We start from the raw sequence: 14,381 nt of genomic DNA, 5'->3' as shown, positions 1-14,381 counted from the left end.
CTTGATTTATTTATCCACAAGCCGTTTATTCTTTTTTCAGACGGCCGGTTTTAATTTTCCGATTCCGGTTTATCGGAATGATTTTCCAATAGCGGAACATCAGGCTTTGAAACCGGATAAGGCCGTCTGAAGATTTTATGCTTGATAAACTGTATCAAGCGGTGCCTTCAATCTTCTTTTTTCGCCACGACAACCATCGCAGGACGCAAAACGCGGTCGGATAATGTGTAGCCTTTTTTCATCACGCTGACGATGGTGTTCGGCTCTTGCTCGCTGACCACTGCCTGCATGGCTTGGTGGTAATGCGGGTCAAGCTTCTCGCCTGCCTGAGGATTGATTTCTTTAATATGGGTGGCATCAAACGCTTTTTGCAACTCGTTCAAAGTCATTTGCACGCCCATTTTCAGGGCATCGAAATTACCGCTTTGGTCGAGCAGCGCCATTTCAAGATAGTCTTTGACAGGCAGCATTTCGGCCGCAAATTTTTGTCCGGCGAATTTATGGGTATCGGCGATTTCTTGCTGATGGCGGCGGCGCAGGTTTTGCTCGTTTGCCAAACCGCGCAGCTCGCTGTCTTTGAGCTGGCCTTCCAACTCGGCAATACGCGCCTGCAGATCTTCGTAAGTCGGCTCAGCTTGTACTTCGGCTTGTTCGGTTTCAACTGCTTCAGCAGTTTCTACGGCTGCCGCTTCTTCGGCTTCGTTTTGGTGTTGTTCGTTACGATCCGTCATTTCTGACATCCTTTTAGAGTGTTGGCATTCAATTACCCATATATAAGGCCGTCTGAAAAAACTTCAAGCATTTGAACGTCGATTATCAAATGCCTTGTTAAAAGACGTTGGAAAACGGTAAGATAGCCATCTGATTTTATTCTTCAGACGGCCTCGAATATGAAAAAAGACCATTTGAATTCAACCGATTTTAATCTGTGGCACACCATCCGCGAAGAAACAGAAGCGGCAGCCGCGGCCGAACCGATGCTGGCGAGCTTCCTGCATCAAACCGTGTTACGCCACGATTCGCTCGATTCGGTACTTGCCTACCATCTTTCCAGCAAACTGGGCAGCCCGATTATGGATGTGCGCGCGCTGTTTGAAATCTATCAGCAGGCTTTGAGCGTGGACACCCGTATCAGCAAATGTGTCGAGGCCGACTTGAAAGCCATTTATGAGCGTGACCCTGCTTGTGATGAATATTCGCTGCCGCTTTTATATTTCAAAGGCTTCCACGCCGTACAGGCACACCGTATCAACCACTGGCTCTATCAAAACGGCCGTAAAACGCTGGCGTATTTCCTGCAAAACCGCATGTCGGAAGTCTTCGGTGTCGATATACACCCGGCCGCTCGTTTCGGTCACGGCCTGATGCTCGACCATGCCACCGGTTTTGTGGCCGGCGAAACTGCCGTCTTGGGCAACAATATTTCCATCCTCCACGGCGTAACGCTGGGCGGTTCGGGCAAAGAAAGCGGCGACCGCCACCCGAAAATCGGCGATGGCGTGATGATTGGTGCAAATGCCTCAATTTTGGGCAACATCCGCATCGGCGTAAATGCCAAAATCGGCGCAGGCAGCGTGGTGGTTGCCGATGTACCGTCTTCGATTACCGTAGTCGGCGTACCGGCCAAACCGGTTGGCCGCTCTTCCCAAACCCCGTCTGCCGATATGGATCAAAGCATTCAATTATCATCTACGGATTTTGTGATTTAAACCGTCTGCCATTCAAAAGGCCGTCTGAAAAAACAAATCTTTCAGACGGCCTTTTTATGTTTTGAATCTTGGCGTCAACCGCGTTTGCGCAAGGCTTCCAAATGCGTTTTAACCTGCTTGACTTTCTCTTCGGTAAACAGCTTGGCAATGTTTTTCCAAATGCTGTGATAACCGTAAGGCCCGTGCTGCATTTCGGCTTTTGCCTCTTCCGCTGTCCAGCCTTGATAAATGATGCGGTACATTCCGGCAATCAAACCGGTACGGTCTGCTCCGTGATAACAATGGATAAGCACTGCGCCGTTTTGCTGTTGTTTTTCAATTAAGTATAGAATTTCCGCAATCTCTTTCGGCTTAATGCTCCATGACAGCAACGGACGGTTTAACAAGGTCAAACCATACTCTTTCAAATGATCGTCATCGTTGCGGTCGAAAAAGCGCAGGTTGATCACGCTTTGAATGCCCAGTTTGACGATGGCTTCGCCATCTTCGGCAACAGGCTGCTCGCTGCGGTAAAGCTTGTCGTCGATGCGATAAAGGTTGGCATCGTGTTTGACGGGCGTTGCCCAACGCTCGGACTGAACGGCTTTGCCGTTATCCGGTGGCGCGGCCGAGCAAGCAATGGGCAAGCCGGAAGCGAGAAGGCACAATAAAAGACGGCGCATAAAATTCCTGTATGAAAATCACTTGGAAATCAAAATATCATACGATTCTATCAAAACCCGTTCGGATATTCTATCCGCGCAAACCGCGTTACAATAAAGCCTCTTTTTTCAGACGGCCTTTCATCATGACCTACCTTGCTTGGAACACCACGCCTTCCCTTGCTACCCTTTGCCGCGCAATCGAACAACATACCGTACCGCTTTATTTGATTGTCTGCCTGCCTGAAAACCGTATTCCCGATTTTCCGCTGTCAAATCATCCCTCCGAGCTTGAAGGCCGTCTGAACAACCGTCTCGCTCAAGCCATGAAATGTCTTCAGTTCAACAGTGTTAATGTTTTAGAAAACATCTTGCCTGATGTGCATCTCTGGCTGGTTCCGCCACACCGCACCGACCGCTTACACGAACATTTCCATCATATCCAATGGCAAACCGAAGCCATATCCCAATCCGCCCCTATTCCTCTAAAACCTTGGTTCAGGCGGCCTGAACATCAAGCCGCACCCGAACACGTCCTGATTATCGGCGCAGGCATTGCCGGCGCGGCGACCGCGCGCAAACTGGCTGAACACGGCGTACGCGTTACGGTTTTGGAGACCGGTAAAGCGGCGCAGGCAGGCAGCGGCAACCGCCAAGGCTTGCTCTACGCCAAAATCTCGCCACACGATACCGAACAAACCGAGCTGCTGCTGACAGGCTACGGCTACACGCGCCGATTATTGGAAGACTTGCTGCCCGACTCCGACGTATGGGGCGGTGACGGCGTATTGCATTTGAATTTTGACGACAGCGAACGCAAACGCAATCAGGCCTTGGGTTTGCAACACCAGCATAAGCACCTCTACCGCAGCGTATCTGCTGAAGAGGCTGCGTCCATCGCAGGCATAGACGTATTTTCAGACGGCCTTTACTGGCCGCAAGGCGTATGGCTGAATCCGTCCGCCGTCGTGCATACCTTATTGAATCATCCGCTGATTGAGTTGCACGAACATTCGCCGCTGACCGCAGTATCACATGACGGCACACAATGGACGGCACACACGCTGGACGCGCATTTCAACGCCAGCCATATCGTTTACTGTATGGGCGCGCACAGCCCGACTGCCGCCGACACCAACGTCTCCGCCCTGCCTTTCCGCCAAATCCGCGGACAAACCGGCGTTGTATCCGCCAGCCCGTTTTCACAAAAACTGCGTTGCGCCATTTCCGGCGAAAGCTACATCAGCCCGAGCTGGCAAGGCTGCCACTGCTACGGCGCGACATTTGTCCTCAACAGCAACGATGAAACTTGGTATCCGCAGGAAGAAACCGAAAACCGCACCGCCCTGCAACAACTCAATCCGCCATTGGCACAATCCCTGTTTGAGCAAGATTCGTTTTCAGACGGCCTTCAAAATACACAAGGCCATGCCGCCCTACGTTGCGACAGCCTCGACCACTTACCCGTTGTCGGCGCGCTCGGCGACATCACCGCCATGCAGTCCGCTTACGCCAAGCTGGCATTGGACAAAAACTACCGCCTCGACAATATCCCCTGCCCTTACCTGCCCAATGCCTACATCAATACGGCACACGGCACGCGCGGACTGGCGACAGCCCCCATCTGCGCCGCCGCCATTGCAGCCGAAATACTCGGCTTGCCGCATCCGCTATCGCAAAGGCTGAGAACCGCGCTACACCCCAACCGCGCCATCATCCGCGCGATTGTTCGGCAGCAACCGTTGTTATCCGATTAAGGATTTCGCTGTAAATAAAAAAGGCCGTCTGAAAGTCATTAAAACTTTCAGACGGCCTTTAGCTATCCGTTAACTGCTTAGAATTTCCATTCCAAAGACACGGCATAGTTGCGACCTGGGGCACGGTAGCGATCTAAGCCTTTGCCATCGCGGTCAACGCCGTTGGTGGTGCTGTAGCTTTACCAACCTTCCTTTCTGTTCTAATTACCTTAGAACTTGGCTTCAAGCGTGAAGTTGTAGCTTCTGCCGGGGGAGGTGAAGCGTTCTATACCGGCATGGGTTTTGTTGTCAACGCGGTTGACTGTACCGAATTCGCGGATGCTGCGTAGCGATTCCCAAGTGTAGTATTTTTTGTTGCCAATATTGTACGCACCGGCGCGCAGGGTGAAGTATTTGCCCAAGTTGACGTAGCCTGTCAGGTCGAAAAGCGTATAGGCTTTGCTGTGCTTGGCAAATGGCCATGGGTTGTTCAAATCATCACTGCTGTGAACGGTGTCAGACGGTTTTTTAGCTGCAGTGTGTGTCAGGTACGCATTGATACCCCAGCGTTTGGAAGGAGCGTCGTAGCCCAGATTGTAAACGGCAGACCACGGCGAAAGTGCGTTAATCGGGGTTTCCTGTTCGTTGGTCTGTTTGGCTTTGCCTTTGATGTAGCTGACATTGACACCTGCGTGCGTACCTTGTGGCAAACCGATGCTGTCGAGGTTCCATGTGCCGTTAAATTCCAAACCTTTCACCCATGCGGAGGAACGGTTTTGGTTTTGCCAAACGGGTGAGCTGACCAATGCGGTACCGTCGGAAATCGGCGCATAATTAGGGCTGTTGGGGTTGTCTGAGGACACGCCCATGTAGGTCAGCTCGATAAAGTTGCGGTAGCGGGTTTGGAAGCCGGAGAGTTTAAAGTTTCCGGCTTTGCCACTGCCGGCAAGTCCCAGCTCGAAGTTTTTGGCGGTTTCTGCCTTAAGGTTAGGGTTTGCTTTAAGGTAGAAGTCAGGATGCGGGAACAATAGCCAGGTTTCGTCTGAAGTCGGCGCGCGGAAGCCAGTGCTGTATTTTGCCAAAAGATTCAAATGCGGAGTGAATTTCCAGTCTAATCCTAAACCGTAGCTGAAACCGCTGTGTTTACGCTCGCTGCCAAGATAGGGGATTTGACCGCGGATGGCAGGGGTATAGTTGGGGTTGTCCTTGGCTTTGCTGCTGCTGTTGTCGTAACGAACCCCGGCATTGAGGCGGTATTGGCTGCTGTCGCCGAATTGGAAGGTGTTGTTCCAGTAGGCAAAACGGTTTTTGGAGGAGCTTTCGACCAGCATAGTCAATTCTTGGTTGTTGGACGTTTGATATTTCGGGTCGTATAGGCGTACCCAATAGCTATGGTCGCTATTACCGTTGTCGTTTTTAGAACCGCCCAATCCGTATTGCATAGCCCATACCGATTTGGAGAAGTCGATTTGTTTTTCGGTGTCTACACTATATTGTGCGGTCTTTTGACGGATGTTGCGGAACATATGATATACGTCGCTATTGATACCGTTTTGGGCGTAATCGGTCGGCAAGTCCCAAGTCCAGGTACTCATGTCGATGGTTTGACGGTCGTAACGCAGGTTGAGGCTGTCCCATGGTCCTTGGTCAAGTTGGTTTTTGTATTCGAAACCGATGCGTTTGCGGTAGGAAATATCTTGACGGGAACGGGTATCGCCCAGAGCCTCACCTTTCCAGTTTGCCGCCCACATATTGGATAATTCAGTCGTCGTGCGGTCGGTGCGTGAATCCTCGTAAATCCAACCGATACGGTTTTTATCGTTGAAGTTGTAACCCAGTTTGAATAAGGTGCTTTTGTTTACCCAATCTTGTGGATCGGGTTTGCTGCGGGCTACGCCGCGGCTGCCGTAGTTGGTGCTGCCGGCATTCGGGTTCCAGCTTTGTTTGTTGTCGGTGATGACGGTATCGGCAGCGTCGCTGTTGTTTTTGGTTTCTTTACCGAAACGGCGGGTATAAACCATCAATGCATCCAGGCCCAGCCAAGTTCCTGCGGCGGTTATGCTGCTGAATTTCTGGCTGTTGCGTCCGATATAGCCGCCTTTAATGCCCAAATGGTAGGGCTTTTCTTCGGAAACATAGTCGCTTGCGGATTTGGTTTTATAGTTGACGGCACCGCCCAATGCACCGCTGCCGGATTTGAGCGAGTCCGCACCTTTGGTGAGGGTTACTTCCGAGAAATTTTCGGGTTCGGAAGTGTTGCGGTTGGCATTGAAGTTGCCGTATGCGCCGAACAACTCTTGGAATGCTTCAGACGACCTGCTTTCTGCTTGTGCCAGTCCGTCCACGTTGATGGCAACGCGGTCTTTATCGACACCGCGTATGGTAAAACCGTTAGAACCTGAGCGCCCGCCTTCAACGACGCTGATGCCCGGATCGTAACGCACCAAGTCGCTTTCATCGGAGACCATTTGTTTATCCAAAGCCTGACGGCGGATTTTCTCTTCACCGAGTTTTTGTACTTTGCGGCCGCCAATGACTTTGACTTCATTCAACTCCTGATAAGCTTGAGGAATAGGATCGGCCGCTAAGGCAGGGAAAGTTTGGCTGACAATAGCTGCCAGCAGTACAGGTTTAAAATGGAAGGACATTTTTTGCCTCTTAATATATATTGATTATCTATTATTGGAATGCTTGATGTGCAGTTACTGGCTGACAGGTGTCAAGCTTGTATCTGTCGTATTGCGGTCTGATGAATTTTCTACGCCGCCAAATACAGTATCTAACGATTTGTCAGCATCGAAGGTAACTTTGCCGCCTATGCTGACTTCTGTTTTATCGCCGCCTTTAAACTGACCGAAGAATTTTCCTTCGACTTTGCCGTTTTTACCGTCAGATTCGGCAGTGCCTGAGAAATCAACGCCGTTAATGCCCACATCTTTCATTACGACGTCCGGACCGTAATCCGCATTACCTAAAATCGTGCCGCCGAGTTTGTTGGTGTTGAAATTGGCTGTCAGCAGTGAAAGTTTGGGAGCGGTTTTTTCAGACGACCCGGAGGATTTGCCCGGATCGTAGGTTGAGGTAACGATATTGCCGTTGCGGACGCGGACTGCCCAAACTTCGTATGTGGTCTTGCCTTTTGCCACAGTACTGTCTGACGGAGTGTAATAAGACGGTTTCGCCGTGCCAACAGGTTTACCGCCGACGAACAGGTCTGCCGTGCCGTCTGAACTTATCCATGCGCCGAATTTGAGGTGATCATGTTTGGTTGCGGGCGCGTAGGTGAACTGTCCGGAACTGCTGCAACAAACAAACAGCTTTCCACCTTCGGATAAAGGCTGACCTTTGTGGCGTGTACGCAGGGCATAAGATGGGCTGGAGTAGGAGGGGACAATCGGGTCGGAATATGAGCTGATGTTGTAATAGTTGCCTGAAGGGGTTTGATAGACATATTGCTTATCGGTATAGCTGCCCCATGATGTTTTTACTTCGAGCTCCGCTTCATGCAGGCTGCCACCTTTTCCGGAAAGGGTATTGATGGTCTGTATCGCACTGCTTTCATCGCTCAGCTTAACATTGGCGATAGGTTGCGCTGTCGGAATAGCAACGGGAACTTTGGGTTCAGATGCACCTCCACCTGCACATGCAGTCAAAATAAAGGTAGTTGCAATGGGTACTATAAATACATTAATTTTCATAACCAATCTCTCTAAATACAAGCTTCTCAAATACAATAATGATAAGTATTACTAATAATATGAAATATTGTGTAATAAATATTTTATTTTAGCAATACCAATATTTTCTCTATCAGTAGTTAGGGTGAATCTTTATGCTATCCTCTCTCTGTTAAATATATTTACGTAATTTATAATCCTATAAAAATAAATAAGTTATATATATTTCGTAAATTTGCCGTTATAATGATAAATCTAAATACGAATCTGTATTTTTTATGCAAAAATAAAATTACCTGAGATGCCTCAGGCAGTTTTATGATAAGAGCAAATCCCTTATTAGAAACGGTTTGCCCTGCAATATATACATATATTTCGGATGACTTTAAATGCTAAAAATAAAACAAAAAATTGTCTCAGCTTCTTTGTGCTACCTATTGCCGTCAGCAGTCTTTGCTGAATTTCCCGAAGAGGGTGTTCGGCAGAATATTTCTTCTCAGAATACTGCTGTACAAGTACAACAGAAACAATGGTTAGATATTTTATCTGAGGAAGAAAGGTCGCCTGAAAAGAATGAGAATATAGGCAGACCGACTCTGATTAACGATGATTTTTTAGCGGCAAACCCGCATATTCTTGAGGATGCGCTGATTCAAGCACTTAACGGCAATAGCGCAGATTTGGTTTCTTCGCTTGCCGCACTTTACCGCAAACAGCCCAACCACAATCCCAAGCTGATTGCACGTGCCGATGCTTTGCTGGCAAAGTTGAAAGGACGAAATTCCGAAGCGGTCGAACGTTATCGTACCCTTTATGAATCTGACGTTTCAGACGACCGCATATTGTTGGATTTGGCAGCTGCAGAGTTTCAGGACCATCGTTTGGGTGAGGCAACGATGCATTTTCGTCATGCCGCGCAACGCGATATACCTGCCCCCGTTTTGGAAAATGTCAAACGTTTTCAAGAAGCCGTCAAACGGCAGACAGAATGGAAATGGTCTGGCGGAATCAGCCCCGTGCATAACGATAATGCCAACAACGCTGCTCCGCGTTATTGCATCGAAACAAGGGGGCAAACCGCATGCAGTGTTACCTTACCTGTCAGTGCCAACGGCTTGAATTACGAATTGAACACCGAAAAACTCACCCCATTGTATCGGCATCACGCCATCAAATTCCGCACCAACCTCAGCGGCACAAGCTATTTTTTCGACCGTCAATCGGCTTACGACGATGCGTTCGGCAGGGCTTATTTGGGATGGCAGCGCAAGGATGGCAAACAAACCGTCAGCGTTTTACCGTTTTATCAGGCACAGTTGGCAGGCAGCAGCGAGTTTGACAGCAAAAAAGAAAATAACCGTCGCGCCGCGCCGTATATGCTGGCACACGGTGTTGGCGTACAGCTTTCGCATATGGTCAATCTCGGTAACGCAACACAACTTTATTACTCGCTGGAGCGCTACCGCCAAAACTATCGGGAAACTGATCGTGCACTGCGCAACGATGGTTGGCACGACAGTACTTATCTTTCCCTAGCGCGCCGTTTCGGCAGTACGACCCTGTTCGGCGGTTGGCAATACAACCGTTTTGTTCCTGAAAACAAAAACATACGTAATACTGTCAACAATGCGGCCTACCACCGCAACGGTTTCAATATAGGTTGGATACAACAATGGCAGGTTTTAGGCAGGCTTAACAGCAGACTTACCGCTTCATTTGCCAACCGTCGCTATAAAGGCATTATGGCATTCGGTACGGAGTCGCAACGCAACCGGGAGCGCTCCCTCTCTATCAGCCTTAGTCACAACAAATTATCTTATAAAGGCATTACCCCTACTTTGAATTATAGTTATAGTCACACCCGTAGCAATGCACCCTATGCAATGCGTAATATTCATCAATGGTCATTAGGTGGTGAATGGAATTTTTAAAGGAGAGTCAAATCTGAGTAGGTATAAGACAGCAACCCGTTCAAACAAAACTTTGTAGTGTAATTAAAGGCCCCTGCAAACATCTACGCCGAGACCTTGTCTGTTTGATTTAATTATTTTTTAGAGTCTGTGCGGTGTCATACCTTCAGGCGCTTCTGCACCTTCCGGCAAACCGAAGGTTTCGCGCAAAATCACTTTATAGAAAGCAAATGCTTCGCGCGCACCTTGAATGGCTTCTGCCTCGGCTTCAGGAGTCAAGTTCAAAGCGTTCAGATGCTCGACAAAAGCGCGCCAGTGTTTGCCGCGGCCGTTTGGATGCGGAGCCAGGTGGCGTGCGCCGAATTCGCCGTTGTATTCAAGTTTTTGAGCGTGTTTGAACAAGAATGCTGCGCCCAAATTAGAACCTTCGGCGCAATACAGCCAGCCGATGGCTTTATTGCCGGTTTCGTGTGGCAATTCTTTGTCAAATTTGTAAGGCTCTTCGCCCAAGTCTTTCAAGTCTTGAGTCACGGCATCGTAACGTGCCATGTATTCAAGTTCAGGAATGGCTTTGTTCAATTCGGCATCTTTATAGATATGGTCAACAGCCTTATGGAAAACAGATTGAAGTTTCAAGAATTTGATGTAGTTTTCTTTGCTAGAAAAAGGTTGAACGGACATAACCAGGTTATCAACGCTGTCGTGCGTTGTCGTGGTTTGCTCTTTCAAGCGTTTGGCGAAAGTCAGCTCTTGGGTCTCACTCATGATGTTTCCTTTGAATAAGGGACTAATGGTTTCAGACGGCCTTTATGGTTAAAAATACCGTCTAATTTTAAAAGAATCGTTTTAAAAACAAAGAAGATAACTCTTAACCTGCTTCAGGTTCATTGACCGCACACCTTCCACAAATCTACAAGTCTCATCGCGTTTTTCAGGAATAAGAATATATATTATTTTTATACTAATGACAATAAACAAAACCAAGACCTATTAATAAAATTTAACGGCCCATAGCAATAACCTTCTGAAGTCTTTTCAAACTTTTCAGACGGCCCAAACTTTATTAAACAGCCGCTATTCAATCAAATATCAACCTAAATTTGGGCTATCCTTCTGTTTTCCTTTATAATGCGACACTCTTTGCACCTTCTTTATCCCCTGCCGAACCATGAAACGGATTCCTGCCTACCATCGCTGGTGGCGCTACAAGTCTTATCTTCCTGATGCGACGCTGCCTGCACATACGGTGGAATGCCCGGATTGCGGCTGCCGTATGGATATTCCGCGCCTGCGTCAGGGACAGGAAGCGCATTGTCCGGTGTGTAACCATGAAATTGTGGAAGTGGAAAACAATCCGTATATCGCGCCGATTGCCTATGCGCTGACAAGCTTGATTCTGATGGCGTTCGCGTACAATATGGTGTATATCCGCGTCGATTTGTTCGGCGTAACATCGATTTTGTCGTTGCCGCAAATGATGCGACTTTTGATTTCGCTGGATTATGGTTTTCTGGCGGAAGTGATGTTTATCCTTACCTTTGGTGCGCCTTTACTGTTTTTACTGCTCTGCCTTTATGTTTATACGGCCTTGATACGCGAAAAGGCCTACCCTGCGCTGCGCTTTGCAACGCGCGTATTAGTACGGCTGCGTCATTGGATTATGGTGGATGTGTTTTTTATTTCCACCTTGGTGGCGTATATCAAGCTCTCGTCTGTTGCTACGGTAGAATTCGGTTCGGCGTTTTATCTGATGTTTCCGTTGTCGGTCATGCTGATTCGGACTTCGGTATCAATTCCGCAGCATTGGGTTTATTATAAGATTCACCGTTTAACCGGCGGCCATGCGGTTCAGACGGCCACTGAAGACAAAATCTGTTGCAGCCGCTGCCTGTATTTCCGCGATAAAGACGAGCAGCCTTGCGGCGTATGCGGTGCGGACTTATACCGTCGCCGCCCGAAAAGCCTGAGCATTTCACTGGCGTTTTTGGTCGCGGCGTTTATCCTGTATTTCCCTGCCAACATCCTGCCGATTATGATTTCGTCCAACCCGACGGCTTTGGAGATCAACACGATTTTCAACGGCATTGTTTATATGTGGAACGACGGAGACCGCTTGATTGCCATGATTATCTTTAGTGCCAGTATTATGCTGCCGGTTTTGAAGATTATTGCGATGGCGGTTTTGATTTATTCCGCATACTTCAAACCCGTGATGAGCGCGGACAAGATGTCGGTTTTGTATCGGATTACCGAATCCATCGGCCGCTGGTCGATGATTGATATTTTTGTGATTATTATTTTGATGAGTTCGTTCCACACCAATATGGCGCGCGTCGTGCCGGGTGGTGCAGCGATTTACTTCTGCCTGGTCGTTATTTTGACCATGCTTTCGGCCTATTATTTCGATCCCCGTCTGATTTGGGACAAGCAACAGCAGCTTTCAGACGGCCTTGATTCTGACCAGACCTTAACACAATGAAAAAACACGATTCTTCACCCAATTATCACGCCCCGGCGCGTGTCAAGAAAACCAATGTCTTCACGTCTATCGTGTGGCTGATTCCGCTGATTGCGCTGATTGCCGGCGGCTGGCTTTTGGTTAAAGACATCCGCAACCGCGGCCCTGTCGTTACGCTGTTGATGGACAGCGCCGAAGGCATCGAGGTCAATAACACCGTTATTAAGGTGTTGAACGTCGATGTTGGACACGTTACCCGCATCAAATTGCGCGATGACCAAAAAGGCGTGGAAGTCACTGCGCAGCTCAGCGCCGATGCCAAAGACCTTATCCGCAGCGATACCCAATTTTGGGTGGTCAAACCGCGTATCGACCAAAGCGGCGTTACCGGCTTGGGAACCTTGCTTTCCGGCTCATATATTGCATTTACACCGGGCAAAAGCCAAGAAACCAAAGACGTATTTGTCGTCCAAGACATTCCGCCGATTGCCGCCATCGGTCAAAGTGGCCTGCGCCTGAACTTGATCGGCAAAAATGACCGCATCCTCAACGTCAGCAGCCCTGTTTTGTATGAAAACTTTATGGTCGGCCAAGTAGAAAGCGCACATTTCGACCCTTCCGACCAAAGCGTGCATTACACCATCTTCATCCAAAGCCCTAACGACAAACTGATTAATTCCGCCAGCCGTTTCTGGCTGGAAAGCGGCATTAATATCGAAACCACGGGCAGCGGCGTCAAACTCAACTCCGCCCCTCTGCCTGCCCTGCTGTCCGGCGCGATTTCCTTTGACTCGCCTAAAACAAGCGACAGCAAAAACGTTAAAAGCGAGGATAGCTTCACGCTTTACGACAGCCGCAGCGAAGTTGCCAACCTGCCTGACGACCGCTCGCTGTACTACACCGCATTTTTCAAACAATCCGTCCGCGGCCTGTCTGCCGGTTCTCCTGTCGAATACAAAGGCCTGAATGTCGGCGTGGTTTCCGATGTCCCTTATTTCGACCGCAACGACAGCCTGCACTTGTTTGAAAACGGCTGGATTCCCGTACGCATCCGCATTGAGCCTTCCCGTTTGGAAATCAATGCCGACGAACAAAGCAAAGAACATTGGAAACAACAATTTCAGACGGCCTTAAACAAAGGCCTGACCGCCACCATCTCCAGCAACAACCTGCTGACCGGCAGCAAAATGATTGAGTTGAACGATCAGCCTTCTGCCTCGCCTAAGCTGCGACCGCATACCGTTTATGCAGGCGATACCGTTATCGCAACCCAAGGCGGCGGTTTGGACGATTTGCAAGCCAAAGTGGCCGATTTGTTAGACAAGTTCAATAATCTGCCATTAGATAAAACCGTTGCTGGCTTGAACGGTTCGCTTGCCGAACTCAAGTCCACACTCAAATCTGCCAATGCCGCCCTAAGCTCTATTGACAAACTGGTTGGCAAACCGCAGACACAAAACATTCCGAACGAGTTGAACCAAACCCTGAAAGAATTGCGTCAAACCCTGCAAGGCGTATCGCCTCAATCGCCTATCTACGGCGACGTACAAAATACGCTGCAAAGTTTGGATAAAACCTTAAAAGACGTTCAACCCGTGATTAATACTTTGAAAGAAAAACCCAACGCGCTGATTTTTAACAGCAGCAGCAAAGACCCCATCCCGAAAGGAAGCCGATAATGCGCCTCTTCCCGATTGCCGCCGCCCTGACGCTTGCCGCCTGCGGCACTGCACAAAGCACACAATATTTCGTCCTGCCCGACAGCCAGTACATCCGTCCGGCTGCGCATGGCAACGAAATCGCAGTCAAAGTCAACCTTGCCGAACCGCTTGCCAACGGTGGCCTCGTTTACCAAACCGATGCCTATCATGTGAATCTGGCGAAAAACCACCTTTGGGCGGCACCGCTCGATGGCGCGTTGGCGGCGAACTTCAGCAACAAACTCAACCGCCTCAACCCGCGCCATACTTTCGTTCCCGCCTCACGTAGCCAAAGCAGCCAAACCCTGAAAATCTATGTCGAAGCCTTCCAAGGCAGCTATCAGGGGCAGACTACCGTCAGCGGCTACGCCCTATGGCCGGACGGACGCAGTAAACCGTTTAACGCCGTCACGCCGCAACAAGGCGACGGCTATACCGCCATGCTCGAATCGTTGGAAAACGGCTTGTCACAGGTTGCCGATATGATCGCCTATTAAACCAAAAGGCCGTCTGAAAACTGAACTGGCCCCCAAATCTTGGACACTCATAA

Annotated in this window: 11 protein-coding genes; 6 read left to right on the top strand and 5 right to left on the bottom strand. The window is 49.2% G+C overall.

Annotated features, from left to right (window positions below):
• Positions 1-167: 167 nt before the first annotated feature.
• Entirely contained in the window at positions 168-740 is a 573-nt protein-coding gene (grpE, locus tag HMPREF2872_RS01740) for a nucleotide exchange factor GrpE (protein WP_063076262.1), read from the bottom strand.
• Positions 741-890: 150 nt separating this feature from the next.
• Between grpE and cysE the strand changes: the two genes are divergently transcribed.
• On the top strand, positions 891-1,709 hold the full coding sequence (gene cysE, locus HMPREF2872_RS01735; RefSeq protein WP_070630760.1) for a serine O-acetyltransferase: 819 nt from the start codon (positions 891-893) through the stop codon (positions 1,707-1,709).
• Between the two features lie 74 nt (positions 1,710-1,783).
• Here the strand turns inward: cysE and HMPREF2872_RS01730 are convergent, their stop codons facing one another.
• Positions 1,784-2,371, bottom strand: coding sequence for a tyrosine-protein phosphatase (locus tag HMPREF2872_RS01730; RefSeq protein WP_070630758.1), 588 nt, complete (start codon positions 2,369-2,371; stop codon positions 1,784-1,786).
• A gap of 125 nt (positions 2,372-2,496) precedes the next feature.
• Between HMPREF2872_RS01730 and mnmC the strand changes: the two genes are divergently transcribed.
• Positions 2,497-4,107, top strand: a complete 1,611-nt coding sequence (gene mnmC, locus HMPREF2872_RS01725; protein ID WP_070630756.1) for an FAD-dependent 5-carboxymethylaminomethyl-2-thiouridine(34) oxidoreductase MnmC1 — start codon at positions 2,497-2,499, stop codon at positions 4,105-4,107.
• 209 nt (positions 4,108-4,316) lie between these two features.
• Here mnmC and HMPREF2872_RS01720 read toward each other — a convergent pair whose 3' ends face one another.
• Positions 4,317-6,734, bottom strand: a complete 2,418-nt coding sequence (locus HMPREF2872_RS01720) for a TonB-dependent hemoglobin/transferrin/lactoferrin family receptor (protein WP_070630754.1) — start codon at positions 6,732-6,734, stop codon at positions 4,317-4,319.
• A 54-nt stretch (positions 6,735-6,788) separates the two neighbouring features.
• Positions 6,789-7,784, bottom strand: a complete 996-nt coding sequence (locus HMPREF2872_RS01715) for a Slam-dependent surface lipoprotein (protein WP_070630752.1) — start codon at positions 7,782-7,784, stop codon at positions 6,789-6,791.
• Between the two features lie 368 nt (positions 7,785-8,152).
• On the opposite strand from HMPREF2872_RS01715, the gene HMPREF2872_RS01710 reads away from it, so the two are divergent.
• Complete coding sequence (locus HMPREF2872_RS01710; RefSeq protein WP_070630750.1) at positions 8,153-9,694, top strand: surface lipoprotein assembly modifier; 1,542 nt, start codon at positions 8,153-8,155, stop codon at positions 9,692-9,694.
• Between the two features lie 120 nt (positions 9,695-9,814).
• Here HMPREF2872_RS01710 and HMPREF2872_RS01705 read toward each other — a convergent pair whose 3' ends face one another.
• Positions 9,815-10,438, bottom strand: coding sequence for a biliverdin-producing heme oxygenase (locus HMPREF2872_RS01705; RefSeq protein WP_070630747.1), 624 nt, complete (start codon positions 10,436-10,438; stop codon positions 9,815-9,817).
• 403 nt (positions 10,439-10,841) lie between these two features.
• Here HMPREF2872_RS01705 and HMPREF2872_RS01700 point away from each other — a divergent pair, with 403 nt between their 5' ends.
• The 3 genes from HMPREF2872_RS01700 to HMPREF2872_RS01690 are packed head-to-tail and all read left to right on the top strand — an operon-like array spanning position 10,842 to position 14,328.
• The gene (locus HMPREF2872_RS01700; RefSeq protein WP_083311714.1) at positions 10,842-12,152 is read left to right on the top strand and encodes a paraquat-inducible protein A; all 1,311 of its coding nucleotides are present in this window, start codon (positions 10,842-10,844) and stop codon (positions 12,150-12,152) included.
• Positions 12,149-13,810 (top strand): intermembrane transport protein PqiB, encoded by a 1,662-nt coding sequence (gene pqiB / locus HMPREF2872_RS01695; RefSeq protein ID WP_070630745.1) that lies wholly within the window; start codon positions 12,149-12,151, stop codon positions 13,808-13,810. Before HMPREF2872_RS01700 ends, pqiB begins: the two co-directional genes overlap by 4 nt.
• Entirely contained in the window at positions 13,810-14,328 is a 519-nt protein-coding gene (locus tag HMPREF2872_RS01690; protein ID WP_070630744.1) for a PqiC family protein, read from the top strand. Before pqiB ends, HMPREF2872_RS01690 begins: the two co-directional genes overlap by 1 nt.
• Positions 14,329-14,381: the final 53 nt, after the last annotated feature.

The organism is Neisseria sp. HMSC069H12 (assembly GCF_001812735.1).
GTDB lineage: Bacteria > Pseudomonadota > Gammaproteobacteria > Burkholderiales > Neisseriaceae > Neisseria > Neisseria subflava.
Note: the sequence above shows the minus strand (reverse complement) of the source record. Positions and strands in the feature narration are given on the sequence as shown.